At 67.5% G+C, this 22,329-nt stretch carries 18 protein-coding genes; 4 read left to right on the top strand and 14 right to left on the bottom strand.

Going from position 1 to position 22,329, the window contains the following annotated elements; genetic code table 11:
- Positions 1–36: 36 nt before the first annotated feature.
- The gene (locus AC3A56_RS00210) at positions 37–1,536 is read right to left on the bottom strand and encodes a catalase (protein ID WP_487768949.1); all 1,500 of its coding nucleotides are present in this window, start codon (positions 1,534–1,536) and stop codon (positions 37–39) included.
- 246 nt (positions 1,537–1,782) lie between these two features.
- Between AC3A56_RS00210 and AC3A56_RS00205 the strand changes: the two genes are divergently transcribed.
- A complete protein-coding gene (locus AC3A56_RS00205; RefSeq protein ID WP_487768948.1) occupies positions 1,783–2,835 on the top strand; it encodes an NAD(P)-dependent alcohol dehydrogenase in 1,053 nt (350 codons plus the stop codon).
- 69 nt (positions 2,836–2,904) lie between these two features.
- Here the strand turns inward: AC3A56_RS00205 and AC3A56_RS00200 are convergent, their stop codons facing one another.
- From AC3A56_RS00200 to AC3A56_RS00170, 7 genes are all read right to left on the bottom strand, one after another.
- Positions 2,905–3,462, bottom strand: a complete 558-nt coding sequence (locus AC3A56_RS00200) for a DUF3228 family protein (RefSeq protein ID WP_487768947.1) — start codon at positions 3,460–3,462, stop codon at positions 2,905–2,907.
- A gap of 21 nt (positions 3,463–3,483) precedes the next feature.
- A complete protein-coding gene (locus tag AC3A56_RS00195; RefSeq protein WP_487768946.1) occupies positions 3,484–4,167 on the bottom strand; it encodes an SDR family oxidoreductase in 684 nt (227 codons plus the stop codon).
- Positions 4,168–4,255: 88 nt separating this feature from the next.
- Positions 4,256–6,028, bottom strand: coding sequence for an ABC transporter transmembrane domain-containing protein (locus AC3A56_RS00190; RefSeq protein WP_487768945.1), 1,773 nt, complete (start codon positions 6,026–6,028; stop codon positions 4,256–4,258).
- A gap of 116 nt (positions 6,029–6,144) precedes the next feature.
- Positions 6,145–6,741: an IMPACT family protein gene (locus AC3A56_RS00185; RefSeq protein ID WP_487768944.1), complete on the bottom strand. Its 597-nt coding sequence runs from the start codon at positions 6,739–6,741 to the stop codon at positions 6,145–6,147.
- Positions 6,738–7,703, bottom strand: coding sequence for a hypothetical protein (locus tag AC3A56_RS00180; RefSeq protein ID WP_487768943.1), 966 nt, complete (start codon positions 7,701–7,703; stop codon positions 6,738–6,740). Before AC3A56_RS00180 ends, AC3A56_RS00185 begins: the two co-directional genes overlap by 4 nt.
- Entirely contained in the window at positions 7,700–8,254 is a 555-nt protein-coding gene (locus tag AC3A56_RS00175) for an RNA polymerase sigma factor (RefSeq protein ID WP_056718990.1), read from the bottom strand. Before AC3A56_RS00175 ends, AC3A56_RS00180 begins: the two co-directional genes overlap by 4 nt.
- A gap of 301 nt (positions 8,255–8,555) precedes the next feature.
- Positions 8,556–10,376: a vWA domain-containing protein gene (locus AC3A56_RS00170; protein ID WP_487768942.1), complete on the bottom strand. Its 1,821-nt coding sequence runs from the start codon at positions 10,374–10,376 to the stop codon at positions 8,556–8,558.
- Between the two features lie 114 nt (positions 10,377–10,490).
- On the opposite strand from AC3A56_RS00170, the gene AC3A56_RS00165 reads away from it, so the two are divergent.
- Complete coding sequence (locus tag AC3A56_RS00165; RefSeq protein ID WP_487769614.1) at positions 10,491–10,964, top strand: YehS family protein; 474 nt, start codon at positions 10,491–10,493, stop codon at positions 10,962–10,964.
- A gap of 32 nt (positions 10,965–10,996) precedes the next feature.
- Here AC3A56_RS00165 and AC3A56_RS00160 read toward each other — a convergent pair whose 3' ends face one another.
- The 4 genes from AC3A56_RS00160 to AC3A56_RS00145 all read right to left on the bottom strand — a co-directional run bounded on the left by AC3A56_RS00160 (position 10,997) and on the right by AC3A56_RS00145 (position 17,075).
- On the bottom strand, positions 10,997–11,365 hold the full coding sequence (locus tag AC3A56_RS00160) for a DUF1398 domain-containing protein (RefSeq protein ID WP_487768941.1): 369 nt from the start codon (positions 11,363–11,365) through the stop codon (positions 10,997–10,999).
- Between the two features lie 102 nt (positions 11,366–11,467).
- The gene (locus AC3A56_RS00155; RefSeq protein WP_487768940.1) at positions 11,468–11,941 is read right to left on the bottom strand and encodes a MarR family winged helix-turn-helix transcriptional regulator; all 474 of its coding nucleotides are present in this window, start codon (positions 11,939–11,941) and stop codon (positions 11,468–11,470) included.
- An 86-nt stretch (positions 11,942–12,027) separates the two neighbouring features.
- Positions 12,028–15,453 carry a trifunctional glycoside hydrolase family 18/polysaccharide deacetylase/glycosyltransferase family 2 protein gene (locus tag AC3A56_RS00150; protein ID WP_487768939.1) on the bottom strand — a complete coding sequence of 1,142 codons (3,426 nt, stop codon included), beginning with the start codon at positions 15,451–15,453 and terminating at the stop codon, positions 12,028–12,030.
- A gap of 182 nt (positions 15,454–15,635) precedes the next feature.
- A complete protein-coding gene (locus AC3A56_RS00145) occupies positions 15,636–17,075 on the bottom strand; it encodes a lipase family protein (protein ID WP_487768938.1) in 1,440 nt (479 codons plus the stop codon).
- A gap of 147 nt (positions 17,076–17,222) precedes the next feature.
- Between AC3A56_RS00145 and AC3A56_RS00140 the strand changes: the two genes are divergently transcribed.
- Complete coding sequence (locus AC3A56_RS00140) at positions 17,223–17,984, top strand: YdcF family protein (RefSeq protein WP_487768937.1); 762 nt, start codon at positions 17,223–17,225, stop codon at positions 17,982–17,984.
- Positions 17,985–17,994: 10 nt separating this feature from the next.
- On the opposite strand, the gene AC3A56_RS00135 is transcribed toward AC3A56_RS00140, so the two are convergent.
- The gene (locus AC3A56_RS00135; protein WP_487768936.1) at positions 17,995–19,428 is read right to left on the bottom strand and encodes an aldehyde dehydrogenase family protein; all 1,434 of its coding nucleotides are present in this window, start codon (positions 19,426–19,428) and stop codon (positions 17,995–17,997) included.
- 238 nt (positions 19,429–19,666) lie between these two features.
- On the opposite strand from AC3A56_RS00135, the gene AC3A56_RS00130 reads away from it, so the two are divergent.
- Positions 19,667–20,761 (top strand): hypothetical protein, encoded by a 1,095-nt coding sequence (locus AC3A56_RS00130; RefSeq protein WP_487768935.1) that lies wholly within the window; start codon positions 19,667–19,669, stop codon positions 20,759–20,761.
- A 160-nt stretch (positions 20,762–20,921) separates the two neighbouring features.
- On the opposite strand, the gene xseA is transcribed toward AC3A56_RS00130, so the two are convergent.
- On the bottom strand, positions 20,922–22,271 hold the full coding sequence (gene xseA, locus AC3A56_RS00125) for an exodeoxyribonuclease VII large subunit (protein WP_487768934.1): 1,350 nt from the start codon (positions 22,269–22,271) through the stop codon (positions 20,922–20,924).
- Positions 22,272–22,329 lie beyond the last annotated feature (58 nt).

Raw genomic sequence — 22,329 nt, 5'->3', positions numbered from 1 at the left:
CCGTGTACAGACGGCGCATTCGACTCCGCGATCGACTCAGCCTTCGCCCATGCCCTCGGCCGGTTCCGGCGCACTGCCGGCGCGCACCTTGTCCTCGATCTGCTGGCCAACGGTGGCGTCAACGTTCTTCCAGTACGCGAAGGCGCGTTCCAGCACCGGGCTGCGCACGCCGCCGAGCAGGCTGCCGGCTACCTGGTCGACGAACTGCGCGCGCTGGGCGTCGTTCCACACGTCGCGCACCAGGGTGCCGGCCTGGCCGAAGTCGTCGTCCTGCGCGTGCAGGGTGTACGCGCTGCGCACCATGTCGCCGTCGGCTTCCCAGCCGTTCTCGACCGGGCCGGTATCGTCCGACCACGGGCGGCCGCCGCTGTTGGGTGCGTGCACCGGTGCGTTGCCGCTGTGGTGGTAAGCCATCTGGCCGTCGAACATGTACGTGTTCACCGGTACCTTGGGCTGGTTCACCGGCAGTTGATGGAAGTTGGTGCCGATGCGGTTGCGCTGCGCGTCGGCGTAGGCGAACGCCCGGCCCAGCAGCATCTTGTCCGGCGACAGGCCGATGCCCGGCACGGTGTTGCCCGGCGAGAACGCGGCCTGCTCGATCTGCGCGAAGAAGTTCTCCGGATTGCGGTTCAAGGTCATCGTGCCGACCTTGATCAACGGGTAGTCCTTGTGCGGCCAGACCTTGGTGAGATCGAACGGATTGAAGCGGTAGTTTTTCGCATCCGCATACGGCATCACCTGCACCGACAGATCCCACACCGGGAACTCGCCGCGTTTGATTGCGTTGAACAGGTCGGAGCGATGGAAGTCGGCATTCTCGCCGGCCATCGCGGCGGCTTCGGCGTTGTTGAAGAAGGCCATGCCCTGGCGGGTGTGAAAGTGGTACTTCACCCAGAACTTCTCGCCGGTGGCGTTGATCCACATGTAGGTGTGCGAGCCGTAGCCATTCATGTGCCGCCAGGTGCGCGGCAGGCCGCGTTCGCCCATCACGTAGGTGACCTGGTGGGCGGTTTCCGGATTGGACGTCCAGAAGTCCCATTGCATGTGGTTGTCGCGCAGGCCCGAGTCGGGTAGGCGCTTCTGGCTGCGGATGAAGTGCGGGAACTTCATCGGGTCACGCAGGAAGAAAACCGGGGTGTTGTTGCCGACCAGGTCGTAGTTGCCTTCGTCGGTGTAGAACTTCAGCGAGAAGCCGCGCACGTCGCGCCAGGTATCCGGGCTGCCCGATTCGCCGGCCACGGTGGAGAAGCGAGCCAGCATGTCGGTCTTCGCGCCCTTCCGGAACAGCGCCGCTTTCGTATAGGCCGAAACGTCTTCGGAAATCTCCAGCACACCGAACGCGCCGGCGCCCTTGGCGTGCGGCTGGCGCTCGGGCACCTTCTCGCGGTTGAAGTGCGCCATCTGTTCGAGGAAGTGCACGTCGTGCAGCAGGATCGGGCCATTCGGGCCGATGGTCAGCGAATTGCGATCGCTGATGGCGGGTGCGCCGGAGCCAGTGGTGGAGCCGCTGCCGGGCTTGTTCGGGTCATGGGACATGGGGATTGCCTCCTTCGATGATGGCCAGCCGGGGTAACCCGATCGAGTCTGCCCTCATGCACCCAAACAAGCCATTCGGTTTTTCCGATCGGCACGATAGGCAGTGTCATCCCGGTCCGCGACCCGGCACCGGCTTTCACGGCCGCTGGCCGGAGGGATGGAGAAGAGGGACGATCAGGAATATCGTGTAGGGCTGGTCGCCTGATTCTCCTGTTCCCCCACGATTCCCCAACCCAAGGAAATGCCATGACTACCAAAGCCTACGGCGCCCATGCTGCCGACAAGCCGTTGCAGTCCCTGGACATCGAGCGCCGTGCTCCCGGTCCGCAGGACGTGCAGATCGAGATTGCCTATTGCGGCGTGTGCCATTCCGACCTGCACACCGTGCGTTCGGAGTGGGGCGGCACGCTGTATCCCTGCGTGCCCGGCCACGAGATCGTCGGCCACGTCAGCGCCGTGGGCCATGAAGTCACCGGCTTCAAGGTCGGCGATACCGTGGGCGTGGGCTGCCTGGTCGGCAGCTGCCAGCATTGCGCGGCCTGCGGCGAGGGGCTGGAGCAGTATTGCGAGAACGGTTTCGTCGGCACCTACAACGGCCCCACGCCGGACGCGCCGGGACACACCCTGGGCGGCTATTCGCAGCGCATCGTGGTGGACAGGAAGTTCGTGCTGAAGATCCGCCATCCGGAAGACCAGCTGGCGGCGGTCGCGCCGCTGCTGTGCGCCGGTATCACCACCTATTCGCCGCTGCGGCACTGGAAGGTCGGTCCCGGCAGCAAGGTCGGCGTGGTCGGCATCGGCGGTCTGGGTCACATGGGCGTGAAGCTTGCCCACGCGATGGGCGCGCACGTGGTGGCCTTCACCACCTCGGACGGCAAGCGCCAGGCGGCGCTGGACCTGGGCGCGAACGAGGTGGTGGTGTCGCGCAATGCCGACGAGATGAAGGCGCACGCCAACAGCTTCGACTTCATCCTCAATACCGTGGCCGCCAGCCATTCGCTGGATGCCTTCACCAGCCTGCTCAAGCGCGACGGCACCATGGTGCTGGTCGGCGTGCCGGAGCATCCGCATCCGTCACCGAACATCGCCAACCTGATCTTCAAGCGCCGTGCGATCGCCGGCTCGCTGATCGGCGGCATCGCCGAAACCCAGGAGATGCTGGATTTCTGCGCCGACAAGGGCATCGTCTCCGACATCGAGATGATCCGCGCCCAGCAGATCGACGAGGCCTACGACCGTATGGTCAAGGGTGACGTGAAGTACCGTTTCGTGATCGACAACAGCTCCCTCGCGAGCTGATCCGCACTGCTCCCTCCCCTGCACGCAGGGGAGGGTTGGGGTGGGGTCGCTCTTGCGGGGTCGTTCTTCTCACCCGCGCCAGTTCGCGTGCCGCTCCCAGAATGCCACCGCACGCCGATACGCCGCGCGATCCAGCGGCACGCCGGAGCCGCCTTCCTCCACGCCCAGCGCATTGCGCAGCATGGTGATCGGCACCATCGGAATCTCTTCCGGCTCGGCGGTGTAGAGGCAGCCCACCACGCCCCAGTCTGCGTCGATCGGCGAGCCTTCCTTCGCCAGCTGCTCGCGGCTGTAGAGGATCGGCAGCAGATAGTTCGCGACCGGCGGATCGATGCCTTCGAACCAGCGCACCAGCACCGGCAGTTCGTCGGTGCTGCGCGCCTCGTAGGCCGAACGCAGCAGGTGGCGATTGGCCTCGGTGATCGGGGTGGCGGTGCAGCGTGTGGACGTCCAGTTGCGGTGCACGTGCAGCTTGCAGAACGGCGCGTAGCCGTCGAGTACGTGCAGCGGTGTTTCGGTGTCGAGGTGCCGCTCGAACTCCTCTGCGCTGCAATCTTGGATGGCGCTGCGGCGGCGGTCGCGCGGGAACAATCGGGTGCGCGCGAATGGCGTCAAGACGATGGACATGGCGTGTTCCAGCCAGCCCGTTCAGACGCGGCCGGTCACCGGAATCAGCGCACCGGTGATCGCGGAGGACTGTTCCGACAGCAGGAACACGATCACGTCGGCGAGTTGCTCCGGCCTGACCCAACGGGAGAAGTCGGCCTTGGGCATGTCGGCGCGATTGGGCGGCGTGTCGATGATGCTGGGCAGCAGCGCGTTGACGGTGATGTCGCGTTCCTTCAGCTCCTCGGCCAGCGCTTCGGTGAAGCGCATCACGCCGGACTTGGAGGCAGTGTAGGCACCGACGCCTGCGCCAGCCTTCACGGCGGACGCCGCGCCGATGTTGATGATGCGGCCACCCGCCTGCAGGTGTTCCAGCGCGGCCTGGCTTGCCGCCACGGCGGTGCGCAGATTGACCCGATACAGCAGGTCCCAGGTATCCACGCTGCCGTCGGCGACGTTTTCGTAGCGGAAGGTGCCGGCGATGTTGACCAGCGCGTCGAGGCCGCCCAGGGCATCGGCCGCTGCGGCCAACGCCTGTTTCGCCGACTGCGGATCAGCCAGGTCGACGCCGCCGAGACAGGTTGCCTGGGCAATACCGCCAGCCGGCGGATCGGCCCGATCGATGGCCACCACCCTGGCGCCGGCGTCGAGCGCCGCGCGTACCGCCGCCAGGCCGAGTGTGCCGAAACCGCCGGTGATCGCGATGCGTCGCTGCTTCAGTTGCATGGTGCTCTCCAAGGATGTCCACCCGACAGGATAGCCGCCCCGCCGGATGCCTGAAAGCGGAGCGGCACCGAGGCATGCATGCCTTGCGTCAGGCCACGAACTGCAACCGCGCCAGCTCGGCGTACAAGCCGCCTTCGGCCAGCAAACTTTCATGCGTGCCCTGCGCCACGATGCGGCCACCGTCGAGCACCACGATGCGGTCGGCGCGTTGCACGGTGGCCAGGCGATGTGCGATCACCAGCGTTGTGCGGCCTTTCTCCAGGCGTTCCAGCGCCTGCTGGATGGCCGCCTCGGATTGCGCGTCCAGCGCCGAGGTGGCTTCGTCGAGCAACAGCAGCGGCGCATCGCGCAGGATCGCGCGGGCGATCGCGATGCGCTGACGCTGGCCACCGGACAGGCGTACGCCGCGTTCGCCCATCTCGGCCTGGTAGCCGTCGTGCAGGGCGCTGATGAAATCGTGCGCCTCGGCGGCGCGGGCGGCCTCGTGCACTTCCTCGTCGCTGGCGCCGTCGCGGCCGAAGCGGATGTTGTCGGCGGCGCTGCCGCTGAAGATCACGGTTTCCTGGGGCACCAGCGCGATCGCGCCGCGCAGGTCGTCCAGCGTCACCGCACGCAGGTCGACGCCGTCGAGGCTGATGCGGCCGGACTGCGGATCATAGAAGCGCAGCAGCAGCGAGAACACCGTGCTCTTGCCGGCGCCGGACGGGCCGACCAGGGCGACGGTTTCGCCGGGGTGCACGTCCAGCGTGAAGTCGTGCAGCGCGGCGGTGTCGGGGCGGGTCGGGTAGTGGAAGCTCACCTGCTCGAAGCGCAGCGCGCCGCTGAGCGGCCGGGGCAGGGCCAGCGGTTGCGCGGGCGCCACGATTTCGGGACGTTCGTCGAGCAGTTCGCCCAGCCGTTCCATCGCGCCGGCCGCACGCAGCACGTCGCCCCACACTTCGGACAGGCCGGCGACCGAGCCGGCGGCGAATACCGCGTACAGCACGAACTGCCCGAGCACGCCGGCATCCAGCGTGCCGGCCAGCACGTGGCGCGCGCCGGCCCACAGCACCAGGGTGATCGCGCCGAACACCAGCACGATCACCGCCATGGTCAGCAGTGCACGCATGCCGATGCGCCGACGCGCAGTGGCCAGCGCGCGCAGGATCGCGTTGCTGTAGCGGGTGCTTTCGATGTTCTCGCGGGCGTAGGCCTTCACCGCGGTGGAGGCGTTCAGCGTTTCGTTGGCGATCGCCGCGGCGTCGGCGAGGCGGTCCTGACTGGCGCGCGACAGCTTCTGCACGCGGCGGCCGAACACGAGGATCGGCAGCATCACCGCGGGAATCACCAGCGCGGTGAGGCCGGCCAGCGACGGCGCGGTCCATACCATCATGGCGCTGGCGCCGACCAGCATCACCACGCTGCGCAGTGCCACCGACACGCCCGAGCCGATCAGCGCCTGCACCACCTCGGTGTCGGCGCTGAGCCGCGACAGCAGTTCGCCGACGCGGCTGCGCTCGAAGAAGCCCACGTCGAGCCGGATCACCTGCGCGTACAGCGTCTGCCGCAGCGAGGCCAGCGCGCGCTCGCTGAGTAAGGTGATGCAGAAATAGCGGGCGGCGGTGGCGAAGGCGAGCACCAGCGCCACGCCGAACAGCGCGATGAAGGTCTCGTTGATGACTGCGTTGCTGGAGTGGCCGAAACCCTGGTCGATGATGTGGCGGAACGCCAGCGGCAGCACCAGCGACGCGCCCGAGGACAAGCCGAGGAACAGCAGCCAGCCCAGCGCCAGCATGCGATGGGGTTTCAGGAACGGCCACAGTCCGCGCAGCGCGCCGATGCGACGGGAGGGGCGGGGCGTATCGGTGGTGGCGTCGCTCATGGGTACTCGCAGATGGGGTCGGGAATGACGCGGGCAATGCCCTTCAAGGTGGGGCGTGGCACGGTCGATTCAATCGCGGTGACGTCGATCGCCCGCGCCGTCGCCGGCCGCGGCGCTCAATCCAGGCGTTTGGCGCTGCTGCGGCCCCGGCTGATGTCGCTGATGCGCAGGCAGGCTTCAGCGACGTGGCTGTCCGGCAGGCGCAATTCCAGCTCGACGCCGTCGGCACCGAACGACTCGTGTTCGATCTCGGCCTGCAACTCTTTCAGGCGTGCCTTGAGCAGGGCGAGTTCGGCGAAATCGCAACGCAGGGCCAGCCGTGCCATCGCCACGATCGGGGTGCGCTCGGCGCGGCGCAGGCATTCGGCGGCGGTGCCGCCATACGCCCGCACCAGGCCCCCGGCGCCGAGCTTGATGCCGCCGTACCAGCGCGTCACCACCACGACCACGCCATCCATCTGCTGGCCCTCGATCGCCTGCAGGATCGGCCGGCCGGCGGTGCCGCCGGGTTCGCCGTCGTCGTTGAAGCGATAGTCCTGACCGATGCGGTAAGCCCAGCAGTTGTGCGTGGCGGCGGGGTCGGCGACTTCGCGCAGGAAATCCAGCGCCTGCCCGGGCGTCGTCACCGGGGCGGCGTTGGCAAGGAACCGGCTTTTGCGGATTTCTTCCTGATGAGCGCAGCGCTGGACCAGGGTCGACAGCGGTTCGCTCATGGTTCCCGCAATTGCGCCTGCAGCTCGGCTGGCAAGGGCCACTGCGGATGCGTCTGGCGGAATGCGCGCAGCCGCTGCAGCGCTTCGTCATGCTGACCTTGCGCGAACAGTTGCCGGATCTTGTCCAGCTCCTGCGCCGGCGTATCGCCGGGCCGGGCGGCGGTGGCCTGGTCGCTGGCTGTGGCGCTGGAGGCAGTCGGTTGGTCGGCCTTGTCGAGCATGCCGCTGGCTGCCGCATTGGCGGACACTTCCTGCGGCGGTGCGGGCGGTGCGGGCGGCGGGGGCGGTGCGTACTGCACCTGCGGCGCGGGTGCGGCCACTTCGGCGAGCGGTGGGGGCGCAGCCATCGGTTTGGCCGCGGCCGCGCGTCGGGCCGACTGGAGTCGAGCCGACTGGACCGCGCTGTCCTGCTTCATCTTCTTCGCCGCGGACGCCTGCAGCGCGGCGCGCTGATCGGCAAGTCGGGGCGCCGGCTGTGCGGCGGGCGCGACCGTGCCCGCCAGCGGCGCGGTCGCTTCCTGCCTGGCCATGTCGGAGACGGTGGGCGCGGTCGCCTCCCGGGCGGCGACCGGTGCCGACGGCGGCAGGCTGGATTCGCGCAGTTGCCAGGCCAGGCCGGCCACCAGCACCAGGCTGGCGGCGCTACCCAGGGCGATCAGCCACGGTGGTGCGCGCCGCCGCCGCGAGGCGCTGTCGATCGAAGGACTCGCCTTTGCCGTGACGGCCGAAACCGGCTTCGGATGAACCCAGTCGCCGGGTTCGCGGGGACCCTTGCGCCGCTCGGTAACGGTGGGATCGCCGGATGGGGCGAGGGCCGCGGCGGCCGCACGCAACACCGCCGCATCCAGCGCGGACGAAGGCTCGCTGCGCGGCAGCTCGCGATACAGCGCGGCCAGCTCGGCTTCGCCGGGCAGCGGCTCGTCGGCTGAGGGCGGATCGTTCGGGGGCAGGGGCGTGGTCATTCGGACAGCACTTCGCGTAATCGATTCATGGCATAGCGCAGGCGCGACTTCACCGTTTCGCGCCCGGCACCGGTGACCACGGCAATTTCCTCCAGGCTCAGCTCCTGCTCCAGCCGCAGCAGCACCGCGGTGCGCTGTTCGTCCGGCAACTGCTCGATCGCCAGCTGCAGGTTGCGTCGGCGTTCGAAGGCGGACAGCGCGTGGTCGGGCTGCTCGCGTTCGGGCGTGGCCAGGTTGGCCAGTGCCAGCTCGGCTTCGTCGCCATCGGCCATCGGGCGCTGGCGACGGGTGCCGTCGATCATCAGGTTGTGGGCGATCTGCAGCAGCCAGGTACTGAACTTCGCCTGCGGCTGGTAGCGCTCGCGGGCGCCGATCACCCGGCTCCAGGTTTCCTGGAAGAGCTCGTCGGTGCGATGCGGATCGCGCACGCTGCGCAGCAGGAAGCGGTACAGCATGCCGCGATGACGCGCATACAAAGCCTCGAACGCGGCGAGGTCGCCACGGGCGTAGGCCAGCATCAGCAGGGCATCGGGATCGACCGCGGCATCCATGGAGTGCGAGGGTAAGGCAAATCGCCGGGGAGCGGGGAGGTTGTGATGTTTCCCCCGAAAAGCGTCACCCCCTCCCAACTTCCCCCTGCATGCAGGGGGAGGAGAAAGGGCTGGTGGTGCCGCGCTCATCCTGTCCGACAGATTTCGACGCCACGGCCAGGCTGCTCCCTCCCCTGCACGCAGGGGAGGGTTGGGGTGGGGTGCTCTTGCCGGTTCCAGTCCCGCTGCGCGGTGGTGGCCGGGGAAGGGCAGCGGGGAGAGTCTGCCCATGACCGCCACCGCCGCAGCGGGGCCGGAAACCTCAGCGCGCCGCGGTGTCGCTGGCGCCGTCATGACCGCGCGTGACCAGCCCGTTGGCCAGTTTCACCAGTTGCACGAAGCCGGCGCGGTAGCCGTCGGCATCGTCGCCGCGGGCGTCGCTGGCCAGTTTCGCGATCTGCGTGTAGTCGTATCCGTCCAGGTATTTGCCGCCGCGCAGGGCGTCGGCGAAGGCGGCCACCGCGGCGGCGTAGCGCAGGCGTTCGCTGGCCTGTGCCTCGGCGTGCGCGGCGATCGGCTGTTCGATCAGCTTGCTGTCCGCTTGCTCCGGCAATTTGTAGCGCAGGCGCAGGAAGGCCAGTTCGTTGCCGCTTTCATCCGTGGCCACGTGTTTGCCGTAGCGCAGCGGATCGATGCGCGCGGCGTTCGAACCTTTCGGGGTGATCTCGTAGATCGCGGTGACGTTGGCGCCCGCGCCGATCTCGCCGGCGTCGACCTTGTCGTTGTTGAAGTCCTCGCGCTTGAGCATGCGCTTCTCGTAGCCGATCAGGCGATATTCCTGCACCTGCGCGGGATTGAACTCGACCTGGATCTTCACGTCCCTGGCGATCGTCAGCAAGGTGGCGGACATCTCGTCGACCAGCACGCGACGGCCTTCCTGCAGGCTGTCGATGTAGTGGTGGCTGCCGTTGCCCACGTCGGCCAGCATCACCGCCATCGCATCGTTGTAGTTGCCTTCGCCGAAGCCCAGCGTGGTCAGCGCCACGCCGCTCTTGCGGTGGTCCTCGATGGTGGTCTTCAGCGCTTCCTGGTTCACCGTGCCCACGTTGAAGTCGCCGTCGGTGGCCAGGATCACCCGGTTCACGCCGCCCTTGATGAAGCCCTGTTCGGCCTGCGCATACGCCAGCTCGATGCCGGCGCCGCCGTTGGTGGAGCCGCCCGCCGACAGCCGGTCGATCGCCGCGTCGATGGTGGCGTGCTGGTCGCCCGCGGTGGAGGGCAGTACCACGCCGGCGTAGCCCGCATAGCTGACGATGGCCACCCGGTCCTGTTTGCGCAGTTCACGCACCAGCTGTTTCAGCGAGGCCTGCAGCAGGGGCAGCTTGTCCGCCTCGTCCATCGAGCCGGAGGTGTCGATCAGGAACACCAGGTTTGAGGCGGGGATCTGCGCGGCCGGCACGCGGTAGCCCTGGATGCCGACCAGCAGCAGTTGCCGCTTGGCGTTCCATGGCGCGGGCGCCAGCTCGGTGGTGACGCTGAACGGCTGCTCGCGACTCGCCGGCGGCGTGTAGCCGTAGTCGAAGTAGTTGATGAATTCCTCCGCCCGCACCGCGTCGGCCGGCGGCAACTGCCCCGCACTCAGCATGCGGCGCACGTTGGTATACGAGCCGGTGTCGACGTCGATGCTGAAGGTGGACACCGGCTGCTCGCTGACCAGCTGCACCGGGTTGGTGTCGCGATGGGTGTAGTTCTCGGTATTGATGTCGCCCGGCAGCGGCTGCATCAAGGTCGGCGACGGCATGTAGGCCATGCGTTTCGCGCTTTGCGCGTTGTAGGACATCGCGGCGACTTCGGCCAATGCCGGTGGTGCGGGAGGGGCCGGCGGCGCTGCCGGCGCGGGAAGGGCCCGGCCCGATGCGGGCGAAGAATGATCGACCCGGCTGTCGGTCTTGGGCTCGTTCTGCGCTGCAACCGGCGGACTGGCCGGTGTCGGTTCGGCCATCGGCTTGGTCACGACAGGCGGCGTGGGCGCGCTATCGTTCTTGCGCATGGGGGTGTCGGTGGCGGGTCGCGACACGCTGCAGCCGGTGACGATCACCAGCAAGGCCAGCAGCAGGCTGCGCAACAGGGCTTTCAGTTTCATCGGGCGGTTCTCCTCTCCTGTGGTGAAAGGTGAAACGCCGCGAACATACAAACGGGGTCAAACCGGGTGCGGCGCGGTAGCATGGCGCCCCTGTGCGACATCCACCGGACCGACATGATCAACAACGACGTATTGCGCGCCATCCGCTACATGCTCGACCTCAGCGACGGCAAGGTAGTCGAACTCATCCATCTGGCCGATGCCAATGATCCGGTCACGAAGGAGGACGTGCAGGCCTACCTGAAGAAGGATGGCGAGCCGGGTTACGCGGAGTGCAGCAACCAGAGCCTGGCGCTGTTCCTGGACGGCCTGGTATTCCACCGCCGCGGCAAGGACGACAGCCGCCCGGCACGACCGCCGGAGAAACGCGTCACCAACAACGTGGTGTTGAAGAAGTTGCGCGTGGCCTTCGAGCTGAAGGACGTCGACATGCACGACATCCTCGAAGCCGCCGGCCTGCCGATCTCCAAGCCCGAACTCAGCGCGCTGTTCCGCCAGAGCGACCACAAGAACTTCAAGCTGTGCGGCGACCAGCTGCTGCGGAACTTCCTGAAGGGGCTGACCATGCGGGTGCGCGGAAACGGCTGAGCGGGAAATCAGCTCGGTGTGAGGCTCGCCGATTACAGCGACACCGCCGGATAGTGTTCGACATAGGACTCGCCATTGCAGCCGTAATAGGTCACCTGCCGTTCGAGCAGGTCGACCTCATAGCGCACCACGCCCGCGTTCCAGCTGGCCTGCAGGAAGTCCGCAAAGCTGCTTTCCCCGGCCTGATCGGTGCGCAACGCGCGGATCAGCGCGGGCTGATCGAAGCCGGGCACATCAGCCATCCCGGACACCAGCGGCGTGCCTTGTTGCAGCACCGCGCCGCGCCCGGTCAGGTACAGACTCTGGCAGGCGGGAAGTTGCCACACATTCCGTGTCACGCCCGCGCGCCTCAGCGTTTCGGCGAGGTACGGAAAGCCGCCCACGCGGGGACGAACGGTCATGGCTTGTGCTTGCGCGGCTTGAAGGTGGGCCATCGCCTCACTCATGGCGTTTCTCCTGGTTCGTGCATGGAAGGTTGAGGTCAGGGTGTCGACGCGTGCTGCCTAATCGACAGGTGCCGCGCTGAACGGGTGGGCATCGGCAAGTTTCTGCAGAAGCCTGCGCAGCTCGCTCCGTTCGCTGGCGGCCAGGACGGAAAAGAAGCGGTTGTCGTTGCCGTTGGCGATGTCGGTGAGCGCGGGCAGCAGGCGCTTTCCGGATCGGGTCAGTGCCAGCAACTGCGCGCGGCTGTCCTGCGGGCTCGGGGTGCGCAGCAACAAGTTCTTGGTCAGCAGCTTGTCCAGCACCTTGGAAACGGCGCCGCGGGTCATGCCCATCGCGTCGGCGAGGGACGCGGCGGTGATGTCGGGATGCATTTCGACATGGTTGAGTGCAACCCATTCGGCGACGGAGAGCTGCCGTTCCTGCAGGGCGCTGGCGAAAGAGCCGGACACCTGGTTGGAGACCAGCCGCAGCCAGTAACCCAGGTGGGCATGCAGCGGATTGGGCGGGACTTTTTTCTTCGATGCGTTCGGCACGTCGGGTTCACCAGAAAGGTTCCATGGAACGTATATTGTTTCCATGGAACCTGTATGTCAAGTGCCGCGACCGGGTGCCGGTTGCCTCAGGACGCCACCGTCTCGTCGGTTGTCACCGTGGCCTTGCGCTCCTGCTTGCCCCAGCCCACCGACGGGCCCTTGATGGCCGTCCAGACGGAACGCACCACCACGTAGTACATCAGCTGGCGATAGCCGAAGCGTTGCAAGACCAGCCACCACAGCAGGTTCCACTTTTCCTTCTTCTCCATCGCGAAGGCCAGCGCGCAGGCGGCCAGGTCGATGGCCATGAAGGCGGCGTAGAAGACCAGCATGCGGAGCAGGTTGGTGTCGTCGAACTGGCCGCGGTGTTGCAGGTAGTCCAGGCCGGTGCTGACGATCTGCCAGACCAGCACCAGGTCGACCAGCGGCGAGACCACCGAGAACAGGATCTGGAACAGCCACACCTGCGGCAGCGCGATGGTGCCCAGTGAGCCGTAGCGGGGATTGAAGGTGGCGTCGCGGTGCTTCCACAGGCATTGCAGGGTGCCGTAGGCCCAGCGGAAGCGCTGGCGGGCGAGGCCGCGGGCGCTGTCGGGGGCCTCGGTCCAGGCAATCGCCTCGGCATCGAACAGGGTCTTGAAGCCGGCCTTCTGCACGGCGATGGTCAGGTCCTGGTCTTCGGCCAGCGTATCGGCGGGAAAACCGCCGAGCTGTTCCAGGGCTTCGCGGCGCCATGCACCCACCGCGCCAGGCACCACGGTGATCGCGCCCAGCGCGGCCAGCGCGCGGCGCTCGAGATTTTGCGCGGTGATGTATTCGAGCGCCTGCCACAAGGTGATCAGGTTGATCCGGTTGCCGACCTTGGCGTTGCCGGCGACGGCGCCGACCTTGGGGTCGGCGAACCAGCGCACCAGGCGCGGGATGGTGTCCGGCTCGAACTGGGTGTCGGCGTCGAGCGCCACCACCACCGCGCCGTGGGCTTCGCGCAAGGCGGTGTTGACGGCATGCGCCTTGCCGCCGTTGGGGATGGTGAGCAGGCGCACCCGCGGCTCGTCGGCGTAGTGCTGGCGCACCACGGCCGAGGTGGCATCGACCGAACCGTCGTCGACCACGATAACTTCGAGGTTCGCGTAGCGGCTCTTGAGGATCTGGCGGATCGAGCTGGCGATCACCTTTTCCTCGTTGTAGGCGGGAATCAGCACCGAAACCAGGGGCGGCTGTTCGCCCAGCACGGGCGCCACGCGCCGCTTTTCGCGGGCACGGTTGAGCAGGGCCAGGCCGCCCAGCAGGATCAGTCGCGCCACGCCCAGCGCGATCGCCGTGGTCAGCAGCCAGCGGATGAAGTGGCCGAAGAAGCCCAACGCCAGGAACACCACGCGGTCGGTCCATTGCGACAGCGAGCCGGGTGCGATCGGCGGCATGGTCTGCGCGCGGGTAAGCCCGGCCAGCTCCGACACGGTGACGAACTGGTAGCCCTGCGCGCGCAGGCTGTCGATGATCCGCGGCAACGCGGCGATCGTCTGCGAGCGTTCGCCACCGCCGTCGTGCAGCAGCACCACCTGGCCCTTGCGCTCCACGTTCTTGGTGTTGATGGCGTTCAGCACGTTGTCGACGATGGCGTCGACGCCGGGGCGCTGCCAGTCTTCGGCGTCCACGTGCAGGCCGACCGACAGGTAGCCCATCTTCTGCGCGATCTCGATCGGCACCAGTTCGTCGGCGGTGGTCGGTTCGGCGTCACCGAAATAGGGTGCGCGGAACAGCCGCATCGAGTGGCCGGTCAGCGCCTCGAACAGCCGCTGGGTCGCGTTGAGTTCCAGCGAAACGATGCCTGGCGGACTGTCGCCCAGGTTGGGATGGGTGAAGGTGTGGTTGCCCACGTCATGCCCTTCGGCGACTTCGCGCTGCACCAGTTTCGGCGACATCTCGGCGTTCTCGCCGATGATGAAGAAGGTGGCCGGAACGTGCTTCGCCTTGAGGATGTCGAGGATCTGCGGCGTCCACTCGGGATCCGGACCGTCGTCGAAGGTCAGCGCGATCTTGTGCGGCAGGGTGCCCGCGCGCTGGATCACGTAGGAGCTGGGCAGGGCGGTGTAGCTTTCGTCATCGATGCTGCCGTCGTCCTTGTCCAACTCGATGCTGCGAGCGCCGGCGGAAGGCTGCGAGGCGATTTCCAGCACCTCGCCCTGGCCCTCGATGTCGATGTCCTCGCCGGCGCCGATGGTGCGCAACGGGTCGGGCGCGGACGCGCCATACGGACGTCCAAACACCGACCATACCGACGGATCTTCCGAGCCCAGCCGCCACAGGGCGTAGCCGTAGGGCTTGTACTCGTCGGCGGCGTGGATCTGGTTGTACGCGGTGACGCCGTCGAGGAACCAGACCTGGTGGGTGCTGCCGTCGTCCTCGTCGTAGGAGAAATGCGGGTTCTGCGTGTCAGGGTCGAAGGCGATGTCGGCCTGGGCGTCGGAGGCGCGGTCCATCGCATCCTGGAAGGTCAGCGCCTCGGCATTGTTGCCGTGCGACCAGTCGTAGCCATAGCTGCCGATCGCCACGATGGTCTGCTCCGGGTCCAGCTCCTTCATGCGTTTTTCGAGCGTCTGCTCGAACCATGGCTGGCCGGCGATGCTGCCCGGGGTCTTGCCGGCCCAGTGTTCGTCGTAGGCCATCAGCACCACGAAGTCGACGATGTCGGCGTAACCGGCATAGTCCCAACTGGCGTCGTCGAACGGCACCGACAGCACGATGCCCCAGCCGTGCGGGTCGAACGCGTCGTTGAGTTCGCCGAGGAAGGCTTTCAGGTCGGGTTGCGCGGACTCGGGAAGGTCCTCGAAATCGATCGTCACGCCCTGGAAGTGGTTGGCCGCCACGAACGCCACGATCTCCCCGATGCGCGCCTGCCGCCGCGCCGGATCGACCAGCAGGCGGGCCAGGCCGGGGCCGTCCCAATTCGCGTCCACCGCGTTCTGCAGCAGCGGCAGGATCGGGGTGGACGGCTTCTGCTTGCGGATCAGGTTGATCGCCTTCGCATCGACGCTGGTGTGCAGCGCCATGTCCTTGCCGCTCAGGCTCATCCACGACGGAATCACCCAGTCCAGCTGCGGCAGGCTGCGCTTCAGCGAGGAATAGCTGCTGTCGTCCCAGTTGACGTAGAAGCCGATCGCCAGCGGCCGGCCGGCCGGCTTGTCCAGCGAAGGCGGCGGCACGTGGCTGGCGGCCGCCTTGCTCGCATGCGTTTTCGGGGCATGCAACAGCTTCTGCCGCGCACGCACTTCGGCGGCCAGCTTCGCGGCGGGCTTCAACAGTTCCGGGGCAGCCGCCTTCACGTTGGCCAGGGCGTGCCGCGTGCGGGCGTGTTCGCCGATGTGCAGGCCGTCCATGGTCGGGCCCACGAACAGGCTGATCGCGCAGGCCACCACGAACAGGGTGCTGACCACCCCGGCCAGCAGGGCCAGCCGCGAGACATGGCTGGCGCGCCGGCCGGAGGGGTCGAAGAAGATCGGTTTCTTTTGCATGCCAGGGCCGGATCGACAAATACCGCAAGGCGCCAATCCGGTCGGGCCCCGACACGGATCGGGAGCGCGGATGTCGCGAGTGCGCAGTATCGCCGATCCATCATGCGTCGCATCGCATCGGGACCCGGGTCAGTCAGCCAGTGTTGCCCTCGCGCCGAGTAGTCGTGGCCACGGCCGTGCCATCAGCTGATCACGGCGCCGGGCACCGGCCGGCGGAAGTCCTCGGGGCGCAGCTCCCGGGTCAACCGGAACACGCCTTCGCGCACCTTGCGCGGCAGCACCACGTCGAGCACGGTGGTCTGGTGTGGCCCGAGGATGGCGAACAGGTCGTCGCGCCGGTCGCTTTGCGCCAGCGCGTGATGGACCAGGCCGACCAGGTCCACCGGTTGCACGCTGGCGCCGTACGGACGATGGCTGGCGACGGCGGGGCGCAGGGTCTTGCGGCTGTTGCGCGGGTCGGCCACGCGGGCGTCGCCGGCGAGCAGGCTGTAGTCGAGGAACAGCGAGATCGTGGTGCGCTGTTTCGAATTGGCCTGGCGATCGAGCAGGAAGCCTTCCGGTAGCAGGTCGGCGCTGGCCGGCACGCCGGCGGTGAGCAGGAAGCCGGCGCCGGTCAGCGGTTCGCCGGCCTCGTCGGTGAGCCGCACGATCAGCAGGCTGCGCGGGTCGTGGATGTGCACGCGCGGGGCGAACGGGCCGGCCGGTTCCAGCTCCACCTTGTCGGCGTCGCGGGCGGCGTTCTCGCGATCGAACGCGTCGCACAGCGTTTCGTAGTCATCCGCGCTGCGCACCTGCAGGCAGCGCAGGATCGCCGCCACGGTGTCGGGCGCCGCGGCGGCCATGATGCCCAGTCGGTCGCCGGAGTGCGCCGCGCCGGCGATCAGCTTGAACGCGCAGCGCGGGCCGCGGCTGAGGTTGAGCGCCAGCGTGTCGATGTCGCCATCGCGGTTGCCTTGCGGCGACAGCACGGCGTGGTGGGCGTTGAGGTTGGCCGCGGCGATGCGTACCACGCCGTCGGAGCCGTCCTCGCCGGTGTAGCTGTTGAGGTGGTCGTACAGCGTGCGGTCGGGGCGGTCGCCGGTCAGCACGAACGCGAACTGGCCGCGTTTCACCGGATCGTCGCCGTGGATGTAGTCGAGGTTGAGCGACAGCGACTGCGCGCTGCCAAGCTCCAGCCAGTCGAGTATCCGCTGGCCCGGCTCCACCCCGTCGAACCACGACTTGAGCCGGCCCAGCAGGCCCTTGCCCAGTTGCGCCAGGGCGGAACCGAAGTTCGCCGGCGCCAGCATCACCAGATGGCTGAGCCGGATCGTGCTGTGCGTGGCGGGCCGGTCGCGCTGGGCGCGCAGCCACTCGCGGATCACCGGGCCGCCGGTCGAGTGCGTGATGCAGGCGAAGCTGGCGTCGAGCAGGTGCAGGTCGCGCAAGGCGTGGTCGAAACCGCGCACCAGGTCGGCCACGGTCACCGCGTCGTCGAAACTCACGTACTCGGAAAGCCAGATGTCGGCGAAGCTCAGCGCGACGCCGGCCGCGGCCGCGTGCCGCTGCAACTGTTGCGGCAACTGGCCATAGGTGGAGGTGTCGGTGACGCTCCAGCCGTGCACGAAGACGAGGGTGGTCATGCGCAGACTCCGATGCGTTGATCCATGCCGGGCGGATTCCCCGTCGCCATGCCTCCGGCATGGCCTGCGATCGCGTCGGCGCGGGGCACCGGCATAATGACATCAGCACCCGCCATCATCCACCGACCTGTCCGGAATCACCGATCCATGACCATGAACGCGTTGCTGATCCTGATCGTGCTGGCCAGCGTCCTGGCATGGTTGCGCTGGCGGCGCAGCAGCCGGGTGCTGTTCGGCCTGGCCGTGCTGCTGTTGCTGGCGACCGGCTGCGGGCCGCTGCCGAGCTGGCTGCTGGCGCATCTGCAAGCGGAAGTCGTGGCCGACGTGCCGATCGTCTGGGGCCAGCGCAACGCGATCGTGTTGCTGGGCGCCGGCACGGTGCGCGCAGGCGATGCAGGTTCGGTCGAGGCCAGCCTGTTTGCCTACGGCAGGATCAGCAAGGCGGCGATGTTGTACCGCGCCTGCCGGCAGGCGGCGCGCGAGTGCAAGGTCGAGGTCAGCGGCGGCGATGCGCGTGGACTGGGCCAGTCGGAGGCGGCGATCTATGCGCTGGACCTGCAGCGGCTCGGCGTCGATCCCGCCGACCTGCTGCTGGAGCCGCGCAGCATGAACACCTGGCAGAACGCCCAGTTCAGCGGCCCGTTGCTGAAGGCGTATGGCGCCGATCGCGTGCTGCTGGTTTCGTCCGGCTTCCACCTGCGTCGGGGCATGCTGTACTTCAGCCACTTCGGCATCCATGCCACGCCGGTGCGCGCCGACTACGTCAGCGGCATCGCCTCATGGAAACCCTTGTCGTACAACTTCGCGATGGCCGACATGGCGTTGCACGAATACGCCGGCATCGCACGTTACCGCTGGTACAACGCGATGGGCTGGAACGTGGAGGCGACCAGGCCCGGCGCGTTGTAGGAGCGCGCTGCTACGCAGACTCGCGCATCACCATCAGGCGGAGTTCGGTCATGTCCTCGATCGCGTAGCGCACGCCCTCGCGCCCCAGGCCCGACAGTTTCACGCCACCGTACGGCATGTTGTCCACCCGGAAGCTGGGGATGTCGTTGACCACCACGCCACCCTGTTCCAGCTCGTTCCACGCGCGCATCGCGTGGTCCAGGCTGTCGGTGAAGATGCCGGCCTGCAGGCCGTAGTCGGAGTCGTTGACCATCGCGATCGCCTCGTCGAATTTCCGGTACGGGACGAGCAGGGCGAACGGGCCGAACGCTTCCTGGCGATTGGCCTTGGCATCGCTCGGTACGCCTTCCATCAGGGTGGCGTCGAGCATGTTGCCGTTGCGCTTGCCGCCGCAGAGGATTTTTCCGCCGGTCCGTTTCGCCTCCATGATCCAGCCGTGCAGGCGCTCGGCAGCAGCCTCGTCGATCATCGGGCCGAGGAACACGTTCTTGTCCTTCGGGTCACCGGCCTTGAGCTTCCTGGTGGCGGCTACCAGCTTGCGCTTCAGCGCATCGTAGATGTCGGCGTGGGCGTAGATGCGCTGCACGCCGATGCAGCTCTGGCCGGACTGGTAGAACGCGCCGAACACCAGGCGCTCGACCACCTTGTCCAGCTTCGGGCCCTGGTCGGCGTCGACGATGCACGCGGCATTGCCGCCCAGTTCCAGCACCACCTTTTTGCGCCCGGCGCGGGCCTTGAGGTCCCAGCCGATCTGGCCGCCGGTGAACGAGAGCAGCTTGAAGCGTTCGTCCTCGACCAGCGGCGCGGCGTGCGCGCCATCCAGGGTCAGGATCGAGAACGCACCCTTCGGCAAGTCGGTCTCGGCCAGCACCTCGCCGATGATCAGCGCGCCGATCGGGGTCTTCTCCGCCGGCTTGAGCACGAACGGACAGCCGGCGGCGATCGCCGGTGCCACCTTGTGCGCGACCAGGTTCAGCGGAAAGTTGAACGGCGTGATGAACGACACCGGGCCCAGCGGCACCCGCTTGGTGTAGCCGTGATAGCCGTCCAGACGGCTGGCCAGTTCCAGGTTGATGGTCTCGCCGTTGATCCGCACGGCTTCCTCGGCGGCGATCCGGAACGTCTCGATCAGCCGGGTGACTTCGCCGGCGGCATCCCTGATCGGCTTGCCCGCCTCGATGCACAGGGCCTCGGCCAGTTCGTCGCGGCGTTCGCTGAAACGCGCGACGCAGTGCTGCAACACCGCCTGCCGCGCCCACGGCTTGAACTCGCGCATCGGCGTGGCCGCCTTCACCGCGGCCGCGATCGCCTTCTCGATGGCCCTCGCATCCGGCACGGCGACGCGGGTGGCCAGCTTGCCGCTGTACTTGTCGCGCACGTCCAGCAGCGTCTTCGATGTCTGCGGCCGGTTGGCGAGGTAGTAGGGATAGGTCTTGTTCAACATGGCGTTGGCCTGCGCTGGCGATCCGTCAAGCATAGGACGTCGCGGTGTTCAGAGGCTGTGAGGCGGCCTGCGTGGATGCGCCATGTCGCGGCATCGGCAGCACCGTGTCCGTTGCCGGATGCTATGCTCCCGCACCACGGACATGCCGGATTGATGATCGTTGATCATGGGGTTCGTTGAGCGCGTGGTTCGAACGTGGGCACGTGGATGCCTGGTGGATACATGTCATGGAGGACCGATGATTATTTCGTTGAACAAGCGACCGATGCGGACGATTGTCCCGTTTCTGATCTTGATGGCAGCGCCGGCCATCGGCATGGCCACGGCGTCATGCACGGATAACCTGCATGTAGTCACGGTGAGCGATGGCGCGCGCTTTTTCACGGCGACGTCCACTCATGCTGGGCTAAGCGTGCAACAGGCGTTCGACGATGTGCGGAAGATCGCCACCGCCGACGGCTACGTGATCGCCACCGAGCCGGACTACGGCAGCCCGAATCCCAGCATGGGGATCGGCAAGCCGCCGTCTCCCGTTCCGACGCTGATCCAGGTTCAGCAACCCTCCGGGATTTCATTCACCTCGATTGTGTCCCCCGGCAACGAGAGCAAAGGCGTGCCGGAGCGGCTGTGCGCGATGGTCGGCAAGTTCGAGGCCGGTCGGCCCGCCTTGCCGGATCAGGTCGAGCCTGCCCGGACGGCGGCGGAAACCATGGAGCAGTCGCGTACCACGATTCCGGTGACCAGGCCTGTCGTGAATATCCTCAAGCCGAACGTGCCGTTTGATCTGGCTGCCGCCAAGGCCGCGCTGGAGCCGGGGCACTCGATCATCAGGGGGCAAGTGTGCGGGAGCTGGCGGGGCAATCTCGTACTGGGAAGCCAGCCGGTGCTGCTGTATCCAGCGACGCCCTACCTGCAGCAGATCCTGGCGCTCGGCAAGAAGGCAAAGCCCGGCAGGGACCAGGTGCTGACGGACCCGGACCTGGTCGTGGCCCGGATGGAAGCCAAGCCCAACGAGAACGGCGAGTTCCAGTTCTCCCGGATGAAACTTGGCAGGTATTACCTGGTGACCAGCATTTCGGCGGTGCTGGGTGGCTCTCGCGACGTCTATGCCGGGCATGTGGACACGGACTACGGTTCGGGAAACGTGTACACCAGCCAGAACTTCAGTTACGGGTCGGATGCCGGAATCGAGCGGATCGTGGATGTGAAAAAGGATGGCGATACCGTCAAGGTCACCATGCAACCGCACATCAGCCCGTTCAATCATTCCGGGTTGGGCGGATCGATTCTCGGCTGCAGCAAGTTCGGCATGAAGGTGTCCCACGGCATGTAGTGGCGCGGTCGCCAGGCGCCATCCCGGCATGGCCGCTGAACAGCGGGGCGGGATTCGAGTGACGACCGAACGATCCCGTCCTCGCCTGCCTGTCCTTGCCTGCCTGTCCTTGCCTGGTCGAGCCAGCTCGTCCCGATCAGGGCATGCGCCGCTGCGCTGCTCAGTCCTCACGCACCCGCAGCGACAGCTCCCCATCCGCCAGTCGCGCGCGCAGCGGCGTGCCGGGCGCGACATTCTTCGTCGAGCGCAGCACGTTGCCGTCGGCGTCGAACACGATCGCGTAGCCGCGTTCCAGCGTGGCCAGCGGGCTGATTGCGTGCAGGGCGTGGCCGGCGTGGCGCAGGGCGGTTCGCCGTCGTTCGAGGATTTGCGCGATGGCGCGGCGCAGGCGCTGATCCTGTTCGGCGATGCGGCGTGCCAGCAGCGGCAGCCGGGCGCCGGGATGTCGCGCCAGCAGTCGGGCCTGCAATCGTTCCAGCCGGGTGCCGCGTTGCCGGCCCTGTTCGCGCAGCACCACCAGCAGGCGGTGGCGCAGGTGGTGCAGGCGTTCCCGGTCGCGCGCCAGGCGCGCTTGCGGGCGCTGGGCCTGCAGCCGCGCGAACAGGTGATCGACGCGTTGCGAATGTGCCTGCAGCCGGCGTTGCTGCAGGGTGGCCAGGCGTTGCCGCAACTGCCGCAGGTGGCGGCCAACCGCCACCGCGTCGGGCACCAGCAATTCGGCGGCTGCCGAAGGCGTGGGTGCGCGCAGGTCGGCGACGAAGTCGGCGATGCTGAAATCGATCTCGTGGCCCACGGCGCTGACCACCGGCACCGCGCTGGCGTGGATCGCCCGCGCCACGGCCTCGTCGTTGAACGCCCACAGGTCTTCCAGCGAGCCACCGCCGCGGGTCAGCAGCAGCACGTCGTGGCGTGCGCCGTTTGATGCCTTGCGCAGCATGTTGACGATCGCCGGCGGCGCCTCGCGCCCCTGCACCGGCACCGGCAGGATCTCCACATCGGCCAGCGGCCAGCGCCGCGCCAGCACGCTGAGCACGTCGCGGATCGCCGCGCCGGTGGCCGAGGTGATCACGCCGATGCGCCGCGCGTAGGCGGGCAGGGCGCGCTTGCGTGCCGGGTCGAACAGACCCTCGGCGTCGAGCCGTGCCTTCAGTTGCTCGAACTCGCGCTGCAACGCGCCTTCGCCGGCCGGCTCCATGTATTCGGCGACCAGCTGGAACTCGCCGCGCGGCTCGTACAGGCCGACCCTGGCGCGCAGCAGCACCTGCATGCCGTCGACCGGACGGAAGCGCAGGGCGCCGGCCTTCATCTTGAACATCGCGCAGCGTACCTGGGCGCCGCTGTCCTTCAGGGTGAAGTACAGGTGCCCGGACGCAGGCTTGGCCACGTTGGACAGTTCACCCTCGATCCACACCTGCGGCAGGGCATCGCCCAGCAGGTCGCGCACCAGCCGGTTGAGCGAGCTGGGGGTGAGGATGTGGCGTGTTTCGGTGCGGTCGTACGGCGCTGACATAAGGGCGCGAGCCTAGCACGACGCGCGGTATCAAGTTGTTGGAAAACATCTGCTTGAC

It is taken from the genome of Rhodanobacter sp. Soil_C_14 (genome assembly GCF_057657335.1).
The sequence above is the reverse complement of the archived record's forward strand: the minus strand, read 5'-3'. Positions and strand labels throughout refer to the sequence as shown.